Raw genomic sequence first — 23,161 nt, forward strand, 5'->3', positions numbered from 1 at the left:
GATTCAAGCGGGCTTTTCAGCCGCCTGCTCATCCATCTTCTGGCGCAGGCTCAACGGACGCATGTCGGTCCAGGACTCTTCGATATAGGCCAGGCATTCCTTTTTCAGCCCGCTTTTGCCCACGGTGCGCCAGCCCTGCGGCACAGCTTTGTAATCGGGCCAGATCGAGTATTGCTCTTCATGGTTGACCACGACCTGAAAGAGGATGTCCTCGCGGTCGAATACTGAAGTCATGCTGTCTCTCCATCGATGTTGGGCGGGCTGCGCCGTGTGCGCAGCCGTTATGTAGAAGGAACGTTGCGCGGCGCGAAAAATTTACTGATCGCGGGTGGCAGCAGCCAGGGCCCGGCCGAAAATCCCGGCTACCTGATCGATTTCCGCAGCGCTGATCACCAGTGGCGGCAAGAAGCGCACCACCGCGCCATGGCGGCCACCGAGTTCCAGGATCAAGCCTCGCTTGAGGCATTCGCGCTGTACCAGGGGGGCCAGGCGGGCGAAGACCGGCGGGTGGCCTTGGGCATCCAGTGCGCCCGTCGGATCGACCAGTTCGACACCGAGCATCAAGCCACGCCCACGAATATCTCCCAGTTGCGGGAAGTCCCGTTGCAGGATGCGCAGGTGCTCGGCCAGGCGCTCGCCCATGGCGGCGGCATGCTCGCAGACCTTGTGTTCGACCAGATAACGCATCACCGCGGAACCGGCGGCCATGGCCATCTGGTTGCCACGGAAGGTCCCGGCGTGGGCACCCGGCAGCCAGGTGTCGAGCCACTCGCGGTAGACCACCACCGCCAGCGGCAGGCTACCGCCGATGGCCTTGGACATCACCACGACATCGGGAATGATCCCGGCGTGCTCAAAGGCAAACATCTTGCCGGTACGGGCGAATCCGCTCTGGATTTCATCGACGATCAGGGCGACGCCCGCCTTTTCGGTGATCCGCCGCACACCGCGCAACCAGTCCAGGTCGGCCGGGATCACCCCGCCCTCGCCCTGCACCACTTCCACGATCACCGCCGCCGGTAATTGCACCCCGGCCTCGGGGTCGTTGAGCAGGTTTTCCAGATAACTCAGGTTGGCTTTCACCCCTTGCGCACCGCCCAGCCCGAACGGGCAGCGGTAATCGTAAGGGTACGGCATGAACTGCACGCCGCTGCCGAGCAAGGCGCCCAGCGGCTTCTTCGGCCCGAGGCTGCCCATCAGGCTCAGCGCGCCCTGGCTCATGCCGTGATACCCGCCCTGGAACGAGATCACGGTGCTGCGGCCGGTGGCGGTACGCACCAGCTTCAGGGCGGCTTCCACGGCGTCGGTGCCCGTGGGACCGCAGAACTGGATCTTCGCTTCAGCGGCCAGGGCAGGCGGCAGCAGGCCGAACAGGTCCTGGACGAACTGATCCTTGACCGGGGTGGTCAGGTCCAGGGTGTGCAGCGGCAGTTCATCGGTCAGCACTTGCTGGATGGCCTGGATCACCACCGGGTGGTTGTGCCCCAGGGCCAGGGTCCCGGCACCGGCCAGGCAGTCGATGAACGTGCGGCCTTCGACGTCTTCGACGTAAATACCCTTGGCGCGCTTGAGCGCCAGGGGAATGCGTCGCGGATAGCTGCGGGCGTTTGATTCCTGCTGGCTCTGGCGGGCCAGCAGCGGTGATTCGTTGAATAGATAAAGCGTCTCGGCAGACGTCGGAGCGACCCGGGCCGGCTGATCTTCGATAAGGCTGGTAGCGACTGACATCTCTCGACCCCTCAATACGGTTTTCCTGTTCTGGAAACGCATCAGCGGGGTGGGGATTTAGAGCCCCCCAAAAAAACTGTGGGAGCGAGCCTGCTCGCGAAGGCGGTAGACCAGTCAACATTTATGTCGACTGACACTGCGCTTTCGCGAGCAGGCTCGCTCCCACATGTGTTCTGCTGTGGTGGTCACACCGGTTGCAGCGGCATCGTCAGCTCGACCCGCAAGCCGTCCGGTCGACTATCGAAATGCAGCGTGCAACCGCAACGCTGAACGATGGCCTGGACAATCGCCAGCCCCAGGCCGCAACCCGTGCTCTGGCCGTTGCGCCAGAAGCGTTGGGTCAGGTGTTGCAAATCCTCTTCGGCAATCCCCGGCCCATGGTCGCGCACCACGAACTGCACACGATTGCCGGTGGTTTCCAGGCTCAACTCCACCGTTTTGTCGACGGGAGTGTGGCGCAATGCGTTGTCGAGCAAGTTGCGCAGCGCGGCGATCGACAGCACGGCGGGCATTTGTACCGGCGCAGCGGAGACCTTGCCCGGCGCCTGAAACCTGATGCGCTGGCGATCACCGCTCGCCGCATCCTGGATCGCCAGTTTTGCCACTTGCTCGGCGTTGCACTGCACACCGTCGTCAAACGACAGGCTGCCCTCGACCCGCGCCAGCAACAGCAATTGCTCGAGGGTGCGGTGCATGCGATCCGCCCCTTCTTCGGCGCGCGCCAGGGATTGGTCCCGGGCGCTACCGTCGGTCATGCGCGCCACTTGCAGGTGGGTCTTGATTGCAGTCAGCGGACTGCGCAACTCGTGGGCCGCGTCACCGGTCAGGCGACGTTCGCGCTCGATGGTCTTGCCGATGCGCTGGAGCAACTGGTTCTGGGTTTCCAGCAAGGGTTGCAACTCGCTGGGCAATGGCTGGATCTGCAAGGGTTCCAGGGAGTCGGCGCTGCGGCGCATCAAGGCGTCGCGCATGCGGTTGAGCGGCGCCAGCCCCTGGCCGATGCCCAGCCAGAGCAGGCACAGGCAACCGAGCAGCGCCACGCCCACCGGTACCGAAGCGGCCAGCAGGATCGACATGTTCAACGCCTCACGCTCGATCTGCCGGTCGGCGGTGGTGATGCGCAGATCACCCCGGGCCAGTGTGAAACTGCGCCACGGCGCGCCGTCGATCATCTGATCGTGAAAACCCAGCTTCTCGGCCTCCAGGGTCTGCTGCGGATCGGTGTGGCTGCGGGCAAGGATTTCACCGCGCAGCGAGCTGACCTGGCACGCCATGCCACCCGGTATGTTCAGTTGTTCGGCGCTGAAGTGGGTGCCCTCGCCCTTGCTCGGCACGGGCGGCAGTTGCTCCATCAGGCCGGCGACCATGCGTGCCGACGCCACCAGGCGCTGGTCGAGGGAAAACATCATTTGATTGCGCAAATCGCTGAGCATCCAGGCCGCAGCCAGGGCCCAGATCAGCGCAAACGCGGCGCCGAGCGTCAGGCTCAGGCGCAAACGCAGACTCATCACTTCGATTCTTCTCCGCCATCAGCCGGCCCCAGGCGATAACCCAGGCCGCGCACGGTCTCGACAATGCCATTGCCGAGCTTGCGCCGCAGGTGATGGATATGGACGTTGAGGGCGTTGCTTTCCAGTTCGTCGTTGAAACCGTAGACGCTGTCCTTCAGTTGCTCGGTGGACAGCACCCGGCCACGGTTATGCAACAAGGCTTGCAACAGCGACTGCTCGCGACGCGAGAGGTCCACCGGCTGGCCAGCGAGTGTGGCTTCGCGGCTGCTCGGGTCGTAGGTCAGGGCGCCGTGTTCGATCAGGTTGACGCTGCGCCCCGCCACCCGTCGTAACAGCGTGTGCAGGCGCGCAGCAAGTTCGCGCAGGTCGAAGGGTTTGAGCAGGTAATCATCGGCACCGGCTTGCAGGCCATCGACGCGGTCGGTGACCGAATCCCGCGCGGTGAGGATCAAAACCGGCAACTCCAGGCCCTGATGGCGCAATTGCTGCAGCAGCTTGAGGCCGTCTTCGTCCGGCAAGCCGAGGTCGAGCACCATCACGTCGAACTCGGCCACCTTGAGCATCGCCCGAGCAGCGGACGCCGTAGCCACGTGCTCCACGGTCAGGCCCTGGGCGGTCAGGCCGGCGACGATGCCGCTGGCGATCAGCTCATCGTCTTCGCAAACCAGTACGTGCATGGGGAGCCTCGTAGAAATAAAGCTGATTAAGCCTTTGACCGATTAAGCCGACATTATGCCGCAGAGGCCTTCGCCACAAGACCGGGACGGTTAATCATCGGTTAATCGCCACACGCCACTGTGCACCTCACTCGTACCGGGCAAAGGCTTATCCATGCATCGTCTGTTTTTACTGTTTACCCTTTTGATCGCGGGCCTGGCCCAGGCGGGAACCAATCCGTTCGACACCAAACCTGAATTTCTCCCGGTTGATAAAGCCTTCACCTTTACCTCTGAACGCCTGGAATCCGGTGAAACCCAGCTCTATTGGCAGATCACCGAGGGCTACTACCTGTACCAGAAACGCTTGAAGTTCGACGGATTGCCTGTCGGGCAGCATCCTGCGCTGCCGGAAGGTGAAACCCACAGCGACGAGTTTTTCGGTGAACAACAAGTCTACCGCCAGGGTCTGGAACTGAAGATACCGGCGGGTGCCAGCGGCCAGGTCAAGGTCAGTTACCAGGGTTGTGCCGATGCCGGTTTGTGTTACCCACCGCAAACCAGGATCGTGGACCTGGGCAATACCAACGTGCAGGGCGCGGCCAACGAAGCACCGGACCAGGCGCTGGCCAGCGGCCTGCAACAACGGGCGCTGGGCTGGAGCCTGCTGGTGTTCTTCGGTCTGGGCCTGCTGCTGGCCTTCACCCCTTGCTCGCTGCCGATGCTGCCGATTCTGGCCGGGCTGATCGTTGGCAGCGGCGCCTCGCCCAAGCGTGGTTTCGCCCTGGCCGGCAGTTACGTGGTCAGCATGGCGCTGGTATATGCAGCGATGGGTGTCCTGGCCGCCTCCCTGGGGGCGAACCTGCAAGCCTGGTTGCAGAATCCCTGGCTACTGGGCAGTTTCGCGGCGATTTTCGTGTTGCTGGCGCTGCCGATGTTCGGCTACTTCGAGCTGCAACTGCCAGTGGCCGTGCGGGATCGACTGGAAAACGTTTCGCGTAATCAGCGCGGCGGAAGCCTGGTCGGCGCGGGTGTGCTGGGTGCGTTGTCGGGGTTGTTGGTCGGCCCGTGCATGACCGCCCCACTGGCCGGCGCGCTGCTGTACATCGCGCAAAGCGGTAACGCGTTGCATGGCGGATTGATTCTGTTCGCCCTGGGCATCGGCATCGGTGTGCCGCTACTGTTGCTGGTGACCGTTGGCAATCGCTTCATGCCCAAGCCGGGCGCGTGGATGAACCTGGTCAAAGGCATTTTCGGCTTCCTGTTCCTCGCCACGGCGTTGCTGATGTTGCGCCCGGTGCTGGATGAGTCGTTATGGGTCGGCCTGTGCGGGGCGTTGTTGTTGATTGCGGCGTACAGTGCCTGGAAACAGTCGGATGGCTTCGGTCGCATTGCTCAACTGTTCGGTGCCAGCTCGTTGCTGCTCGGCTTGTGGGGCAGTCTGTTGATGATCGGTGCGGCCGGCGGCAGTGATGATCTGCTCAAGCCGTTACAGGTCTTCCGCGCCTCCAATTCCGCCGTCGCTGCCATGCCCACCGGCCACGACGCCTTCACTACGATCAAGGACCCGGTTGCGCTGCAAAGGGAGCTCGATGTGGCGCAGGCTCAGGGCCAGTGGGTGCTGCTGGATTACTACGCCGACTGGTGCGTGTCGTGCAAAGTCATGGAGAAGCAGGTGTTTGGCAAACCCCAAGTGCTTGAAGCCTTGAGCGATGTACGCTTGCTCCGCCTGGACGTCACCGCCGACAATGCCGCCAGCCGCGAGTTGCTCGGCCGTTACAAAGTGCCAGGACCACCGAGCCTGCTGTGGATTGGCGCTGACGGTGAAGAACGGCGCAGCCAGCGCATCACCGGCGAGGTCGATGCCGATACCTTCCTGCAACGCTGGATCACCACCCGAGACGCCCGTTGATGCTGACCTTCACTCTCGGCACCTTTGCCATCGCGCTCAATCACCTGCTGCTGATCAGTGCGCTGGCGCTGGCCACTTTTGTCGGCTGGCGGGTGGCCAAGCGTGGCGGAGAAAACCCCGAGTCCGCGCTGTTCAGCCTGTTCCTGCTGGGCATGCTGGCGGCCCGGATCGGTTTCGTGGCGGTCTATTGGGCGCACTACCGCAATGATCCGTGGCAGATCATCGACCTGCGCGATGGCGGTTTTCTCGCCTGGCCGGGGGTGATTTTCGTGCTGCTCGCCACGCTGTATCGCGGCTGGCGTCGCCCGGGTCTGCGCCGCCCACTGGGCTTTGGCGCGGCCAGCGGCCTGGCGTTCTGGTTGTTGGCAACGTTCTCCCTGTCGATTTATGAACAAGGCACACGCCTGCCGGAAATCGCCCTGCGCAACGCCGCCGGTGAAACCGTGCAACTGGCCGACTACAAGGGCGGCCCGTTGGTCATCAATCTCTGGGCCACCTGGTGCCCGCCGTGCCGCCGGGAAATGCCGGTGCTGGAAAGCGCCCAGCAACAACGTCCGGACCTGACGTTCCTGTTCGTCAACCAGGCGGAAAGCATGCAAAGCGTCGCGACCTTTCTGGAAACCCAGGGCCTGAGCCTGTCCAACGTGCTGTTCGACGGCGGCGGGCGACTGAGCCAGGCCGTCGGGTCCATGGCATTACCGACTACGCTGTTCTACAGCCCCGAAGGTCGCCTGCTTGGCAGCCATCTGGGTGAGCTGTCAAACGCCAGCCTGGCTCGCGCACTGGAAAACTTCGACACCGTACCCGCCACCTCTTCAAGGAAACTGCCATGCCCCGCCTCCGCCACCTGCTGACCCTGAGCCTCGGTGCTGCCCTATTGCACCTGCCATCGGTGCAGGCCGAAGAGTTGCCCGATGCGATCAGGAAAATCGAGGCCAAGGGCGCGAAAATCGTCGGCCAGTTCGACGCCCCTGACGGCTTGCGCGGGTATGCCGCGCAATATCAGGGCCGCGGCATGGCGCTGTACCTGACACCGGACGGTAAACACGTGCTGCTGGGCAACCTGTACGACGCCGAGGGCAATGACCTGAGCAGCGCGCCATTGCAAAAACTGGTGTACGCGCCGATGGCCAAGGAAGTCTGGGCCAAGTTCGAAACCAGCAACTGGATCGGTGACGGCAAGAAGGATGCGCCGCGCGTGGTGTACCTGTTCAGTGACCCGAACTGCCCGTACTGCAACATGTTCTGGGAACAGGCCCGGCCGTGGGTCAAGGCCGGCAAGGTGCAGTTGCGCCACATCATGGTGGGCATCATCCGCGAAGACAGCCCGGGAAAATCCGCCGCACTGCTTGCCGCCAAAGACCCGGAAAAAGCCCTGCAGGATCACGAAGCCGCCGGCAAGGGCAGCTCGCTCAAGGCCTTGAAGGAAGTGCCGCCAGCGATTCAGGCAAAGTTCGCGGCCAACATGCAATTGATGGAAGAGCTGGAGTTACAGGCGACCCCGGCGATTTTCTACATGGACGACAAGGGTAATCTGCAACAACAGCAAGGCGCGCCTTCGCCGGACAAGCTGGTGAAGATTCTCGGGCCGAAGTAAGCAGGATCAAAAGATCGCAGCCTTCGGCAGCTCCTGCAGGGCTGCGATCTTTTTTCGAAAACCCTACGCCGGATTGCGCTCAGCCAAAAACTCCAGCAGCGCCTGGGTGACAAACTGCGGATTCTCCAGACTGGAAATATGCCCCGCCTCCGGCACCAGCACCCACGGGCAGCCGATCAACTCAGCCATTTCACGGGCTTCCTCAGGCGGACGCGGAATGTCCTGATCACCGCACATCACCAGAGTGCTGGCAGCGTCCAGCTCGCCCAGCCGGTTCATACAGTCATCACGACCAAAGGTAATGCGCCCCATCGGCACGATGCTTTCACGCAGGCGATCGGCGGGCAAGGCAGCCAACGCAGCACGGAAGTTCCGATACAGCGCCGATTGCGGGTCGATACCGGGGCGAAAGAAGATCGGCACCACGATATCCAGCAGCGCAGGAGTGATGACACCCGCCTCTTCGATCTGCTTCAACAGTGAAAAGTAATACTGGCGGGTCGGCTCAGGTTCCGCGCCGACGTAGGTGTCCATCAGCACCAGCCCGTTGATCCGGTGTGCAGCCGATAAGGCCAGGCGCGTTCCCCACATGCCACCGACCGACAAACCGACCAGCGTGGCCCGCTCGATGTCCAGATGATCGAGCAAGACCAATGCCTGACGCGCCAGGTCATCCAGCGATTCAGTGCCGACAGGCAACGGCCCGGATTGACCGTGCCCCCACAGGTCCAGGGCTATCACACGATACTGTTGCGCCAGCGCGGCAATCTGCGGCGCCCACATGCCCTGGTCCCACAGGTAACTGCCGGCCAGCAGCACCGCCGGGCCGGTGCCTTGATCGATATAGTGAAGGGCTTGTCCATCTATCGTTACGAAGGGCATCGACTGTCTCCGCGGGAAAAATTGAACCGGAAGACTGAGTGGCTGACCGGTCGCAGTCAATCGCCAGAATGTATGCGTTTGTATAAGCGCCATCGCGGGCAGGCGCTCGGAGCCATCGATCGGAATCACCTTTTTTCGCCAGTAAAACTGTCAACTCTGACAGTAGCCGCCACCCTGTTTCGAGTGCATACCTAACCACTGCCAAAATCGCCGATGTAGCGACAGGAGTGGTTACCGTGGCTAAAAAAAAGTCGCCGGAATTGCCGTACCCCAAAGTCAAGTACGCAACCAGTGAGAATCTGCTCTATCCCCTGGATGCCATGAATGGCACCAAGGTCACCGTTTCCTTTGAAGGCATGAGCAAAAGACACAGGATTCAATTGCATTGGGACGGGCCATCAGGGGCAGGCAGGCCAACACTGCCGGTTGTCAATGGCCGTGCCAGTGGCAGTGTGGGGATTCCGATCGATGCGTCAGTCCTCGGTGCCTGTGTCGGTAAAACCATTCCCGTTTGGTACACCGCGACACTGAACGATCAGACGCAAGAGTCTTACCGACTGGAACTGACGGTCGAAATGATTGAACCCGAGCACCTGCCAGCACCTGAATTTTGTGATCTGGAATTGGTTGAAGGCGATTGGTGGCTGGACATGCGTTGGTTTCCCGGCAATGCCCGGATCGCCCTGCCCAAGTGGCCCCTCATTGCCGCCGGACAGCGCTTGTGGATTCTGGCTGTAGGCAATGAACACCTGATTGGCAACTACCGTTTCGCGTGGGTAATGGAAAACCACGTCGTGACAACTCAGGAAGCCGAGTCTGGAGGTGAATTTGAACTGGAGCTCTCGCGCACCTGGCTGGCCGGTTGTGAGGACTATTCCTCCGTCACCTTGAATGTGGCCGTGACGTTCGACGGTGCACCCGGAACACCGCCGGTAGATCCTTCGGTCTCCCTCTTGCCGGAAAACGGCCATGAGCTGCTTCACACCACGGCCAAGCTACGGGTGACTGAAATTGAGGCGTTCGATGACTTTGAAAGCTATCCAAAAAAGGAGTTTCTCAGACCTGGCAGTACTATCGACACACGTTTTTTAAAGCTCGAACTGCCTCGAGACTCTCACACGGGCATCGGGCTCCATGTCGTGCGAACACCCTCCGAAAACTTTCCGGAAATGCTCAAGGGGCAGGCGTTGGCGCTGTGCTGCGCAGGCGCACTAGAACAATTGCGGCGAGCACGCTTACTGCTCAAGTGGAAGTGCAGCCGCATCAGGTTTGCCTACGCGACAACCGGCGAGGGTGCGACCTTCAGGTTCATGGGCGAGGGTGATGTATTGCTTGAGGAGCGCTGGGTGAAAAGCCGGACCTGGGTGAATTTTCAGGCCCCGCAAGGTCACCTGCTCCATTACATCGAAGTGGAAAGTTTAATGCACGGATCTATCGATAACCTGACCATCTGGCATAAGGGAGACCCCAATCCCGTCTGAGCATCCGACGGTACGCCGATGCAGCCTGCATCGACGTACCGTCAGCGTGACCCGTTCAACGGTGATGGAGATCTACAACCCCTCCAGCTCCGCCATCAGGTCATTCAAGCGATCCACCTTCTCCTCGGTGATCTCACTGGCCGCCAATCCGTCGATGTACCCGGCCAATTCCTCCACCGTGCTGCACTCGAACATCGCCCGCAACGGCACGTCCCGTTGCAGGGTTTTCTGCACTCGTGAGGCGATCTGCGTGGCCAGCAGCGAATGCCCGCCCAGTTCGAAGAAGTTGTCGCGAACACCCACCTTCTCGACCTTCAGTACCTCAGCCCAAATGTCCGCCAGGGTCTGCTCCAGATCATTGCGCGGCGCCTGGTAATCCTGGCTCTGCATTTGGCCGATCTCCAGCGCCGGCAGGGCCTTGCGGTCCAGCTTGCCATTGGCGTTGAGCGGCATCTTGTCCAGCCAGAGCCAATGCAGCGGCACCATGTATTCCGGCAGTTCGGCGCGCAGGCGTTGCTTGATCCGCTCCAATCCCTCGGCCGGACTCAACGCAACCTCCGTCGCCACCAGATAGCCCACCAGATGCTTGCCGTTCGCCCCTTCCTGCACACCCACCGCCGCATCGCGGACTTCCGGTTGTTCATGCAGGCGAGCCTCGATTTCACCCAGCTCGATGCGGTAGCCGCGAATCTTCACCTGATGGTCGATGCGCCCCACGTACTCCAACACGCCGTCGCTGCGACGGCGGGCCAGGTCGCCGGTGCGATACAGACGTTCACCCGGCGCGCCGAACGGGTTCGGCACAAACACCGGAGCCGTGCGCAGCGGATCGCTGACATAACCGCGCCCGACCCCGGTGCCGGCGACGCACAGTTCACCCACGGCACCCAGCGGTACCAGTTCCAGTGCCCCATCGAGCACATACAACAGGTTATTGTCGGTCGGCGTACCGATCGGCAAATAGCTGCCGCGGGTCGAGACCAGGTCGACACGGAAGAACGCCACATCATCCGAGCACTCCGCCGGACCGTAGGCATTCACCAGGCCGATCTGCGGATAGCGCAACAACCATTGATGCGCCAGCTCCGGCGGCATCGCCTCACCGGTCGGCAGCATCCAGCGCAGGCCGTCGAGGCTCATGCGCTCCTGGGCGAGCATGCCCTGGATCAGCGATGGCACGCTTTCAAGCACGGTGATGCCCTGGGCTGCAACATGCGCCAGCAAACCCTGCGGATCGTGGGCGATGGTGTTCGGCACGATGTCCACCCGTGCGCCGAACAGCGGTGCGGCGAGGAACTGCCACACGGAAATGTCGAAGCTTTGCGAGGCGGTCTGGGCGATCACGTCGGCGTCGCTCAGGTTCAGGTACGGCACTTTGCTCAATTGGTTATTGAGCATGCCGCGCTGCTCGACCATCACGCCTTTGGGCAAACCGGTGGATCCGGAGGTGTAGATCACATAGGCCAGGTTGTCCGCACTGCTGTAGATGCCGGGATTGTCCGCCGACAGCGCAAGGGCCTGGACCTCCTCCCAGACCAGCAGCCGTGGCCGGCTGGCGCAGCCGAACTCGTCGAGCAAGGCCTGCGCCTGTTCACGGCACGCTTGTGTGCACACCAGCAGTGGCGTGCGGCTCAGTTCGATGATCCGGCTCAGACGCTGGCTCGGCAGGCCCGGGTCCAGCGGCAGGTAACCCGCGCCGGCCTTGAAGCTGCCGATGATCATGCCGAGCAAGTCGAGACTGCGTTCGGCCAGCAATGCCACCGGTTGATCGCGCCCGACACCGGCGGCGATCAACGCATGACCGAGACGGTTACTGCGCTGGTTCAGCTCCAGATAACTGTACTGCCGATCAAGGCAACTGGCGGCAATCCGCTGCGGGTGGCGGACGACCTGCGTTTCAAACAATGAAACGTAACTCTGCTCCAGCGGATATTCGTGTTCGCTCCGGTTGCAGCCATGGAGGAGGAAGTCCTGCTCCTCGGCCCCCAGCAACGGCAGGTCGGCCATGTCACCATGGAAACCTTCCACTAGCGCCAGCAGCAAACGCTTGAACTCGCCGAGCATGCGCTCGACCGTGGCTTCATCGAAGTAGCGCTGGTCGTAGGACAGGTGCAAGCCCAGGTCATCACCCGGATAGCACACGGCCGTCAGCGGGAAGTTGGTGTGGGTCCGGCCCGAATCCGAGGTCGCGTTGAGGCTCTGCGCATGGTCCAGCACCGAGACTTCCACCGGGGCGTTTTCGAACACGAACAGGCTGTCGAACAGCGGCTGGCCTTTGGGCAACTCGCTTTGCTCCTGGATGTTCACCAGCGGCAGGTATTCGTATTCACGCAGTTGCATGTTGCTGTCGAGCAGACCGCTGAGCCACTGGCGCACGCTGCATCGCTGACCGTCCTCGGGCATCTTCACCCGCAGCGCGATGCTGTTGATGAACAGGCCGACGGTGCGCTGCATCTGCGGCATCTCCACCGGACGCCCGGCCACGGTGACGCCGAACAGCACGTCGCGATCACCGCTCAAGCGCCGCAGCACCAGCGCCCACGCCGCCTGGGCGAAGGTGTTGATGGTCAACTGATGGGCCTGGGCCAGTTCGCGCAATTGCGCACCGTCACGGGCATCGAGCCGGGTGTAGCGGTCGCCAACGATCATGCCGCCACTGTCGCCGGCATGTTCACGCAGGAACGGCCGGTCGCTCGGGATCGGCGTGGTCCGCTCAAACCCCTGCAGATTGGTTTTCCACCATTGCCGCGCTTCGTCCAGGCTCTGGCGTTGCAGCCAGCCAATGTAGTCGCGATAACGCGACACAGGCCCAAGCTGCGCTTCCCGGCCTTCGCCGAGGGCGCTGTAGATCTCGAAGAAATCGTTCATCAGCAGCGACCGGCACCAGGCATCGATGAGGATGTGGTGGTTGCTCATCATGAACCAGTAGCGCGCTGCGCCGACGCGGATCAGACGCAAGTGGAACGGCGCCTGGTTGAGCAGATCGAACCCGGCCTCGCGTTCGGTCCTGAGCAAGGTTTGCAGCTTCGGCTCTTGCTCGACTTCGGCGATATCACGCCAGTCGAGGTACTCGATCGGTGTGCTGCCCGGTTTGTGGATCACCTGCAGCATGTCCGCGCCGACGTTCCAGCAGAACGACGCGCGCAATGCTTCGTGGCGGGCGACGACGGCTTGCCAGGCCTGGGCGAAACGCTGCGGATCCAGCTCGCTGTTGATGCGGTAGCGGTCCTGCATGTAGTACAGGCCGGTGCCCGGCTCCAGCAAGGTGTGCAACAGCATGCCTTCCTGCATCGGGGTCAACGGGTAGACGTCTTCGATAACGGCGGCCGGGACTGGCAGCGCATCCAGTTGCGTCTGATTGAGTTGCGCCAGCGGGAAGTCCGACGGCGTCAGGCCACCGGCGTCGTCGCGCAGGCAATGCTCGATCAGACTGCTCAACTCACCGACGTAGGCATCGGCCAACTCGCCGATGGTTGACGGATCGAAGCGTTCGGCGCTGAACGTCCAGCGCAATACCAGTTCACCGCCATACACCTGGCTGTCGACGCTCAGCTCGTTGGGCAACGGTGCATGGGCATCGTGGGCCGCGCCGATGGCTTCATCCAGTGGATGGAACAGCGCGTCCGCACCGAAGCTCTGGTCGAACTGGCCGAGGTAGTTGAAGGTAATCGGTGCCTGCGGCAACGCCGCCATGCTGTGGCGACTCGGCTCATCGGCGAGGTAACGCAGCACGCCATGACCCAGGCCCTTGTGCGGCACGGCACGCAGCTGCTCCTTGATCGCTTTGATCGAGGCCCCCTGCCCGGCGGCTTCTTCGATATTCGACGGCGTCAGGCGCAGCGGATAGGCACTGGTGAACCAGCCCACCGTGCGGGTCAGGTCGATGTCGTCGAACAGCGCTTCGCGGCCGTGACCTTCCAGCTGGATCAGCGCCGATGGTTGACCGCTCCAGCGGCAAAGCACACGGGCCAAGGCGGTCAACAGCAAGTCGTTGACCTGGGTGCGATAGGCACTTGGCGCCTGTTGCAGCAACTGCCGCGTACGCTCGCTGTCGAGACGCACGCTGACGGTTTGCGCATGACGGTTTTGCCGCCCGCCTTGAGGGTGATCGCAGGGCAAATCGGCACTTGGCCCGGCCAGTTGCGCCTGCCACCAGCCCAGCTCTTCGCGCAGGGACTCGCTGCCGGCGTAGGCTTGCAAGCGTGCGGCCCAGTCCTTGAAGGCGCTGGTTTTCGCCGGCAGTCTCACCGACTGCTGCGCGTCCAGTTGGCGATACACGGTTTGCAGGTCATCCAGCAGCACCCGCCACGACACACCGTCCACCACCAAGTGGTGAATGGCGATGAACAAGCGTTGCTGGCCTTCAGGGCCATCGACCAGCAACACACGCAGCAAGGGTCCCTGTTCAAGGTCGAGACTGCGCTGGGCATCGGCGAACAAGGCCGCGCATTTATCCATGGACGAAACACGCACTTGCCACAACACCGGCGCATCGGAAATCGGCTGGTGCAAAGCCTGCCACTGGCCGGCATCCTGGCCAAAGCGCAGGCGCAAGGCGTCGTGCTGTTCGATCACCGCCAGCAACGCTTGCTCCAGGCGATGAGATTCCAGCACCACCGTCGGTTGCAACAACAACGCCTGGTTCCAGTGTTGGCGTTGCGTGATATCGGTGTCGAAGAACCAGTGCTGGATGGGTGTCAGGCGCGACTCGCCTATGATCAAGCCCTGTTCGGCATTGACCTGCTCGCTGCGGGTGGCCACGGCGGCGAGGGTCTGCACGGTCTGGTGCTGGAACAGGTCGCGAGGGCTGAAGTGAATGCCCTGCTGCCGCGCCCGGCTGACCACCTGGATCGACAGGATCGAATCGCCGCCCAGTTCGAAGAAGTTATCGTTGAGACCGACCTGCTCGACGTTCAGCACTTCGCACCAGATCTGCGCCAGCGTGACTTCGAGCTCGTTGCTTGGCGCCACATAGTCTTGGCGATTCAGCTCCGGGTCCGGTGCCGGGAGCGCACGGCGGTCGAGTTTACCGTTGCCGGTCAACGGCATGCTCGCCAGCAGGATCAGGTGCGTGGGCACCATGTAGTCCGGCAGTTGCGATTTCAGATGCGCCTTGAGGGCTTCGCGCAATATCGATTGCTGCGCTTCGCCCTGTTCGGCGACCTCCGTCACCAGATAGCCGACCAGTTGTTTGCCGCTCGGTGCGTCAAGCGCCAGCACGACCGCCTCACGGACCGAATCATGGTCCAGCAGGCGGGTTTCGATTTCACCGAGCTCGATGCGGAATCCGCGAATCTTCACTTGATGGTCGATGCGTCCAAGGTACTCCACCAGGCCATCGGCACCCTGGCGCACCAGGTCACCGGTGCGATAGATACGCCCGCCATCGGCGGCAAACGGATCGACCACAAAGCGCTCCGCTGTCATGCCCGGACGCTGGTGATAACCCTGGGCCAGGCCCGCGCCACCGACGTACAACTCGCCCGTCGCGCCTTGCGGCACCAAGGCCAGGTCGGCGTCGAGAATGTAGGCCACGCGGTCGCCGATCACACTGCCGATCGGTACGCTGCCGGCGCCCTCTTCCAGCACTTCAGGCGCAAGGCTGGCCAGCGGCATGACCACGGTTTCGGTCGGGCCGTAGGCGTTGAAGAACCGGCTCGGCTTGAACGCTGCACGAATGCGTGCCAGGTGCTCACCGGTCAGCGCTTCGCCGCCGGTGATGATCATGCGCACCGGCAGGGTCTGGTCCCGGGTCGCCAGCCATTGCGCCAACTGGCTGCCGTAGCTCGGCGTGAAACCGAGTACGTTGATCTGATGACGACGGATCAGGCCGCAGATTTCTTCCGCGTCCCACTGCCCTTGCGCTCGCAACACCACGTGCGCGCCGCTGAGCAGAGGCACCAGCAAACGCTCGGTGGCGGCGTCGAAGTTGATCGAATAGAAGTGCAGTTCGCAGTCGTCGGGGCGCATGCCGAAACGCTCGATCACCGCGCGGCAATGCATGGCGATTTCACCGTGGGACACCACCACGCCTTTCGGTTTCCCGGTCGAGCCCGAGGTGTAGATCAGGTAGGCCTGATGCTGCGCCAGACTGATCGGCGGCAGCTCGCTGGCCGGGAAACTGGCCAGCGCAGCGGCGTCCTCTTCAAGACACCAGCGGCCGACGGTCGCCGGCAACTCGCCCAGGGCCTTGAACATCGCCGCATCGCTGAGCAGCAAACCGATGCCGCTGTCTTCGATCATGTAGTGCAAGCGGTCCAGCGGGTATTCCGGATCCAGCGGCACATAGGCGCCGCCCGCCTTGAGGATCGCCAACAGGCCGACCACCATTTCCAGCGAACGCTCGAGTGCCAGGCCCACACGAACCTGCGGTCCGACACCTCGCTCGCGCAGCATCCAGGCCAGGCGGTTGGCGCGGCTATCGAGTTCGGCGTAGCTCAGGGTCTGCCCGGCGAAGGTCAGGGCCGGCGCATCCTGGCGCACCAGGGCTTGCTCGGCGAACAGGTGATGGATGCACTGATCCAGCCGATGTTCGCCCGCCTCGACGCCGAGGCTGTCGAGCAGTAGCTGTTGCTCGCCGGACGCCAGCAGCGGCAGTTCGCTCAAGCGTTGTTGCGGATCGGCAATCAGCGCCTCCAGCAGGTTGCGCCAATGCCCGGCCATGCGGGCGATGCGCGGTTCGTCGAACAGATCGGTGCTGTAGGTCAGGCAGCAGCCCAGGCGATGGTCGAGGTCGGTGACTTCCAGGTTGAGGTCGAACTTGGTCGCGCGGGCATCGTTGGCCAGGTACTCGACCGTCATGCCGGCCAGGGTGCGGCTTTGCTGGAACTCCCAGCGCTGCACGTTGCACATCACCTGGAACAACGGGTTGTAGGCCGCACTGCGCGGCGGTTGCAAGGCTTCCACCAGATGATCGAACGGCAGGTCCTGATGGGACTGGCCTTCGATCACGGTGTGGCGCACCTGCTCGAACAGCTCGCCGACAGACATCTGCCCGTCGAGCTGGCAGCGAAGCACCTGGGTGTTGAGGAATGCGCCGATCAGCCCCTCGCTTTCCGGACGAATGCGGTTGGCCACAGGCGCGCCGATGCGCAAATCAGTCTGGCCGCTATAGCGGTACAGCAGGGTCGCCAGTGTGGCGGTCATGGTCATGAACAGGGTCAGGCCGTGTTGTGCATTGAAGGCACGGACCCGTGCCGCGAGCTCGTCGCTCAGGTCAAAACGATACAGCTCACCCTGATGGCTTTGTACCGGCGGACGCGGACGGTCAGCAGGCAACTCCAGCAACGGATGCTCATGGCCCAGTTGCGTGGTCCAGTAATCGAGCTGACGCTGACGCTCGCCCGACTCCAGCCACTGACGCTGCCACACGCTGTAATCCAGGTATTGCACCGGCAACGGCGCGAGCGGCGACTCACGGTCGTCGACAAAGGCTTCGTACAGCGCGCTGAGTTCCCGGGCAAAGATGTCCATCGCCCAGCCTTCGGTGACGATGTGGTGCAGGGTCAGAACGAAGTAGTGTTCCTGCTCGCCGGTCTTGACCAGGCACGCACGCAACAGCGGTCCGGTTTCCAGATCAAACGGCTGGTGTGCTTCGTCGTCGGCCAGTTGCTGGACCTGCCATTCGCGACCTTCGGCATCCAGCGCGGTGAAATCCTTCCACGCCATGCGCACGCGGGTCTGCATGTGCACCTGCTGGCGAGCGACACCGTCAACGCTCGGGAACGTCATGCGCAGGGTTTCATGGCGCATGATCAAGGCTTGCAGCGCCGCTTCGAAACGCGCGACATCCAGCACGCCGCGCAGCCGCGCCATGCCGCCGACGTTGTAGGCCGGGCTGTCCGGCTCCATCTGCCAGAGGAACCACATGCGCTGCTGGGAATAGGACAGCGGCACCGCCTGGCTGCGGTCGATTGTTTCAATCGGCGGCTGTTTGTTGGTGCTGCCGCTGGCCTGGATCAAGCGGACCTGTTCGGCAAATGCACCCAGTTCGCTGTGTTCGAACAGCGTCCGCAGCGGCAACTCGACGTCACAGGCCTGACGGGTGCGGGAGATGATTTGCGTGGCCAGCAGCGAGTGGCCACCGAGGGCAAAAAAATCATCGCGCAGGCCGACTGGCGTCAGGCCCAGCACTTCGCGCCAGATGCCGGCGATCTGTTGCTCCAGTTCGGTGACTGGCTCAACGTGTTCGCGAACCTGCCACTGCGGTTCCGGCAAGGCGCGACGGTCGAGTTTGCCGCTCGGGCCGAGGGGCATCTGGTCCAGACGCATCAGCTGGGCCGGGACCATGTATTCCGGCAGCTGCGCCGTCAGCGCCGCTTTCAGGCGGGTCGTTTGAGCATCGATGGACTCAGCAGTGTCAGTGGGGGTGAAGTAACCGACCAGTTGTCCACCCGCCGCCGTTTCGCGCACCAGCACCACCGCTTGAGCGACACCCTCCTGCGCCAGCAGACGGGCTTCGATTTCCTGCGGTTCGACACGGAAGCCGCGCAGCTTGACCTGCTGATCGAGGCGACCGAGATACTCGATCACGCCATCGCCAGTCCAGCGTGCACGATCACCGGTGCGGTACAGACGCGCGCCGTGCTCGCCCAATGGATCGACGACAAAACGTTCGGCCGTCAGGCCCGGACGGCCCAGATAGCCACGCGCCAGACCGCTGCCACTGATGCACAACTCACCCGGCACACCGGCCGGCACCGGATTGAGCTCGCTGTCGAGCACGCGGCAGATCACATTGCCCAGTGGCCGGCCAATCGGCGAGCGTTCGCCATCGGCGCTGGAGCACTGCCAATGGGTGACGTTGATCGCGGTTTCGGTTGGGCCGTAGCGGTTGTGCAACTGTACGGCCGGCAGTTGCGCCAGCACGCGGTTGCGCAGCTCCGCAGGCAAGGCTTCGCCGCCGGAGAATACGCGGCGCAGGCTGGTGCATTGTGCGCTGAGCGGTTCGTCGATGAACAACGAAAGCAGCGGCGGCACGAAGTGCAGCGTGGTCACGCCGTACGCTTGCACAAGCTGCGCGATGCGATGGGGATCGCGGTGTTCGCCGGGGCCGGCAAGCAACAGGCGACTGCCGGTGATCAGCGGCCAGAAGCACTCCCACACCGACACGTCGAAACTGATCGGCGCCTTTTGCATCAACACGTCGGTTTCGTTCAACTGATAGGTTTGCTGCATCCATTGCAGGCGCTCGGCCAGCGCCGCGTGGGTGTTGCCCACGCCTTTGGGTTGGCCGGTCGATCCCGAGGTGTAGATCACATAGGCGAGGTTATCGCCTTGCAGATGCAGGCCAGGCGCCTGGCTTGGCCAGTTGTCCAGGTGCAAGGTGTCCATGGCGATCACACTGACGCCCTGGCTGGCCGGCAAGCGATCGAGCAACCCGGTTTGCGTCAGCAGCAATTCGACACCGCTGTCGCTGAGCATGTAGGACAGGCGCTCGGCCGGGTAGTCCGGATCCAGCGGTACATAGGCACCACCGGCCTTGATGATCGCCAGCAGGCCGATCAGCAGCTGCGGCGAACGCTCGCAGGCAATGGCCACGCAGACGTCCGGGCCGACGCCCTTGTCGCGCAGGTAGTGGGCCAGGCGGTTGGCCTGGGTGTGCAGTCCGGCGAAGTCCAACTGACCGCCGTCCCACAGCAGCGCCGTGCGCTGCGGGGTCAGCCGGGCTTGTTGGTCAAGCCGTTCCGGCAGCCATTGACTGGCCGGTGTGCAGGGTGCAACGGACCAGTTCGCTTGCTGATGGTGCTCAGGTTCAGTGAGCAGTTGCAGATCGCCGAGGGCGGTTTGCGGACGCTCGCAGACTTCACGCAACAGGTTGGCGTAATGCTCGGACAGACGCTCGATGGTCGCCGCATCGAACAACTCGCTGGCATAGTCGAAGGACAGGCTCAAGCGACCGTTGCGATCTTCTTCACTGTGCAATTGCAGATCGAACTTGGCTTCCCGGCTGTGCCACGGCAGCTCTTCGGCGAGCAACCCCGGCAGACGCTTCAAGGCACTGAGGTCGCGCTGTTGGTGGTTGAACATGACCTGGAACAAACCCTGTTCACGGGCCTGCGGGAAGGCTTCAAGCAGCTGTTCGAACGGCAAGTCCTGATGCGCTTGCGCACCCAGCGCTGCCTGACGGGTTTGCCCCAGCAGTTCAGTGAACGGCAGCCGTGAATCCACCTCGGCGCGCAGCACCTGGGTGTTGATGAAAAAGCCGATCAGGCCCTGGGTTTCCAGGCGCGGACGGTTGGCGTTCGGTACGCCGATGCGGATGTCACGCTGACCGCTGTAGCGATGCAGCAAGGCCTGGAACGCGGCGAGCAGCAGCATGAAGGAAGTCGAATCGTGGGCCTGGGCGGTCTGGCGAATCCCATCGCTGAGGGCCGCGCCCAGACGCAGGGTATGGCGGGCGGCGCTGTGCAGTTGCTGTGCGGAACGTGGATGATCGGTGGCCAGGCTCAGGGTCGGATGCTCCTCGCCCAAACGGGCTTTCCAGTAGGCCAGTTGCCGCTCGCCCTCCCCTTGCGCCAGCCATTGGCGCTGCCAGCTGGCGTAATCGGCGTACTGCGTCGGCAATGGCGCCAGCAGCGCTTGCTGGCCTTGGGAGGCTGCCGCATACAGGCGCGAGAACTCGTCGATCAGCACATTCAGCGACCAGCCGTCAGCGATGATGTGGTGCATCGTCACCAACAACTGATGTTCTTCGTCGTCGAGGCGAACCAGCGTCACCCACAGCAGCGGGCCTTTCTCCAGATCGAACCGGGTACGCGCCTCGTCCTCACGGATTTGCAGTGCGCGGGCTTCACGTTCGGCGACCGGCAGATCGCTGATGTCGATCATTTGCAAGTTGAGCCCGGCACCCGCAGTGACCTGCTGCAGGGCCACGCCATCACGCTCGAAGAAGCGCGTGCGCAGGGATTCGTGGCGCTCGATCAACTGCTGGAAACTGGCGCGCAATGCGTCCTCGTCCAGCTCGCCACGCAAGCGCAAGGCACCCGGAATGTTGTAGGCGCTGCTGTGGGGGTCGAGTTGCCAGGTGATCCACAAACGGTTTTGTGCCAGCGATTGCGGCATCGGTTGCTGGCGTGACAGCGCTGTGATCGCGCCCTGGGCCAGGCCACCGTCCTGTTGCTGACGGGCCACGGCATCGGCGAATGCGCCGAGGGTCGGGGCCTCGAACAGCAGGCGCAGGTTCAACTCCAGCCCCAGCGCTTCACGCAGACGCGCCACCACTTGCGTCGCTGCTATGGAGTTGCCGCCGAGCAGGAAGAAATGATCGTCGGCGCCCACCTGCCCGACCTGCAATTGCTCGCACCAGATCCGACCGATCAGGCTTTGCAGCTCAGAGCCCGACTCGACCTTGCTTGCACTTTCGCTGCTGGCCGACGGGAACAGCGCGTAGCTGTCGAGGCTGCCGTCCGCCAGTCGACTGCGGCACGCCGAGCGTTGCAATTTGCCGCTGGACGTCTTGGGCAGCGCGCCCGGATTGAGCAGCACCACCACGCTCGGTGCTTCCTGATACGCCTCGGCGACAGCCTGGCGAATGGCCTTGATCAGGGACTCGGGCGGCAGGATTTTCTGCACGCTGCGGCTGATTTCGGCGGCGATGCCGATGCCCTCCTGACCATCGACCGTGACGGCAAAGGCAGCAACGCGGCCCTTGCGCACCACTTCCACTTCGCACTCGACGGTCTGTTCGATGTCCTGCGGGTACAAGTTGTGCCCGCGCACGATCAGCATGTCCTTCAGGCGGCCGGTGATGAACAGCTCGCCGTTGCGCATGAAACCCAGGTCACCGGTTCGCAGCCAGGTCTGGCCGGCGTGCCGGACGAATGTCTTGGCTGACGCCTCAGGGTTGCGCCAATAACCGAGGGCGATGCTCGGCCCGCTGGCCCAGACTTCACCGACGGCGTTGTCGGCCAGTTCGCTGAGCGAGACCGGGTCGACGATCAGCACGGCGTGAGCCGGCTGGCTGATGCCACAACTCATGATCGGGCTGCCCTCGCCCGCTTCCACCCGGTTCTGCGCCAGGGCCTGATCGTCCACCCGCAGGCTGCCGATGCCTTCGCCGCGCGCGGTACCGGCCACAAACAAGGTGGCTTCGGCCAGACCGTAGGAGGCCATGAAGCTGTCCGCAGCGAAACCGCAGGTCGCGAACTTCTCGGCGAAGCGTTCCAGGGTGTCGAGGCGAATCGGCTCGGAACCGGAATACGCCACGCGCCAGCCACTCAGGTCAAGCCGCTCCAGGGCCGATTCGCTGACCCGCTCGCTGCACAGGCGATAAGCAAAATCCGGCCCGCCGCTGATGGTGCCGCCGTATTCGCTGATCGCTTCCAGCCAGCGCAACGGCCGGCCGAGGAAGTACGCCGGTGACATCAATACGCAAGGCACGCCGCTGAAAATCGGCTGCAGCAAGCCGCCGATCAGGCCCATGTCGTGGTACAGCGGCAGCCAGCTGACGATCACGTCGTCGGGGTTGAGGTCGATGCCGAAGCCGTGACGAATCAGCAATTCGTTGGCCACCAGATTGCCGTGGCTGACTTGCACGCCCTTGGGCAGTGCGGTGGAGCCGGAGGTGTATTGCAGGAAGGCGATGTGATCGTCCTGCATATCCGCCGCGACCCAGCGTTCGGCCAGTGCACCGTCGAGGGTGTCGACACACAGCAACGGCGGCGCCCCGTCGATTTGCTGCAATAAATCGCGCAGCCCGGCGCTGGTCAGCAGCAGGCGCGGTTGGGCATCACTGATGATCGACAGCAGGCGTTCCTGGTGATGACGGCGCGTCGACTCCGGCGGGTAGGCCGGGACCGCGATCACCCCGGCGTACAGGCAACCGAAGAACGCCGCGACGTAATCCGGGCCGCTGGGAAACAACAACACGGCGCGGTCGCCAACATCCGCTTGAGCCTGCAAGGCGCCGGCAATCGTCCGCGCCCGCTGATCCAGCTCGCGATAACTGAGCACCACAGCCTGTTCCGGGGTCTCGGCAAGAAAACGCAGGGCCACCCGATCCGGCGTCAGGGCCGCACGGCGCTGAAGGGCTTGGACCATTGTGCTGGGGAGTTCGAACGCGTCGGTCATGAGGTTTCCTGCCTGATTTCGGCTTGCAAATGGAATCGATTTTCTGGCGTCGCACCCTGATCGAGGGCGCGCGGGACGCGGTCTTCGCCGACCGCGCAAGGCATTGGCAATGCGGTTGTGACCGGGGCTGCTGCCCGGTGCCATTCACCAATGAGAACGGATGACGTCTTGAAATAATTAGTCGCCAGGTTGCAACGCCAGGCGGGCTGAAGGGGGCGTCAACGTGTCGCAGTTCGCACTCTGCACTTTTGTCGTGCAGTAATTCTTTTTCTCATTTGACAATCATTATCATTAAGCCTAATTTGTCGCTCGATTGTGCAGGA

10 protein-coding genes are annotated in these 23,161 nt (G+C 63.0%); 4 read left to right on the plus strand and 6 right to left on the minus strand.

Features of this window, described 5'->3' with window-relative positions:
• Positions 1–3 precede the first annotated feature (3 nt).
• The 4 genes from AC07YV_RS14675 to AC07YV_RS14690 all read right to left on the minus strand — a co-directional run bounded on the left by AC07YV_RS14675 (position 4) and on the right by AC07YV_RS14690 (position 3,916).
• Complete coding sequence (locus tag AC07YV_RS14675) at positions 4–234, minus strand: MbtH family protein (protein ID WP_102700846.1); 231 nt, start codon at positions 232–234, stop codon at positions 4–6.
• 81 nt (positions 235–315) lie between these two features.
• Positions 316–1,728: an aspartate aminotransferase family protein gene (locus AC07YV_RS14680; RefSeq protein ID WP_102700845.1), complete on the minus strand. Its 1,413-nt coding sequence runs from the start codon at positions 1,726–1,728 to the stop codon at positions 316–318.
• Between the two features lie 185 nt (positions 1,729–1,913).
• A complete protein-coding gene (locus AC07YV_RS14685) occupies positions 1,914–3,239 on the minus strand; it encodes an ATP-binding protein (protein WP_102700843.1) in 1,326 nt (441 codons plus the stop codon).
• On the minus strand, positions 3,236–3,916 hold the full coding sequence (locus AC07YV_RS14690) for a response regulator (RefSeq protein WP_007973435.1): 681 nt from the start codon (positions 3,914–3,916) through the stop codon (positions 3,236–3,238). The genes AC07YV_RS14685 and AC07YV_RS14690 overlap by 4 nt, the downstream gene beginning before the upstream one ends.
• Positions 3,917–4,070: 154 nt before the next feature.
• On the opposite strand from AC07YV_RS14690, the gene dsbD reads away from it, so the two are divergent.
• From dsbD to dsbG, 3 genes are read left to right on the plus strand one after another with little or no spacing between them, the layout of a single operon-like run.
• The gene (gene dsbD / locus AC07YV_RS14695) at positions 4,071–5,807 is read left to right on the plus strand and encodes a protein-disulfide reductase DsbD (protein WP_102700842.1); all 1,737 of its coding nucleotides are present in this window, start codon (positions 4,071–4,073) and stop codon (positions 5,805–5,807) included.
• Complete coding sequence (locus AC07YV_RS14700) at positions 5,807–6,661, plus strand: TlpA disulfide reductase family protein (RefSeq protein ID WP_102700841.1); 855 nt, start codon at positions 5,807–5,809, stop codon at positions 6,659–6,661. The genes dsbD and AC07YV_RS14700 overlap by 1 nt, the downstream gene beginning before the upstream one ends.
• Entirely contained in the window at positions 6,637–7,404 is a 768-nt protein-coding gene (gene dsbG / locus AC07YV_RS14705; RefSeq protein ID WP_102700840.1) for a thiol:disulfide interchange protein DsbG, read from the plus strand. Before AC07YV_RS14700 ends, dsbG begins: the two co-directional genes overlap by 25 nt.
• A gap of 63 nt (positions 7,405–7,467) precedes the next feature.
• On the opposite strand, the gene AC07YV_RS14710 is transcribed toward dsbG, so the two are convergent.
• Positions 7,468–8,286, minus strand: a complete 819-nt coding sequence (locus AC07YV_RS14710) for an alpha/beta fold hydrolase (protein WP_102700839.1) — start codon at positions 8,284–8,286, stop codon at positions 7,468–7,470.
• Between the two features lie 236 nt (positions 8,287–8,522).
• On the opposite strand from AC07YV_RS14710, the gene AC07YV_RS14715 reads away from it, so the two are divergent.
• Positions 8,523–9,767, plus strand: a complete 1,245-nt coding sequence (locus AC07YV_RS14715; protein WP_102700838.1) for a hypothetical protein — start codon at positions 8,523–8,525, stop codon at positions 9,765–9,767.
• 72 nt (positions 9,768–9,839) lie between these two features.
• Here the strand turns inward: AC07YV_RS14715 and AC07YV_RS14720 are convergent, their stop codons facing one another.
• Positions 9,840–22,838, minus strand: coding sequence for a non-ribosomal peptide synthetase (locus AC07YV_RS14720; protein WP_102700837.1), 12,999 nt, complete (start codon positions 22,836–22,838; stop codon positions 9,840–9,842).
• Positions 22,839–23,161: the final 323 nt, after the last annotated feature.

The organism is Pseudomonas sp. GW456-E7 (assembly GCF_059424105.1).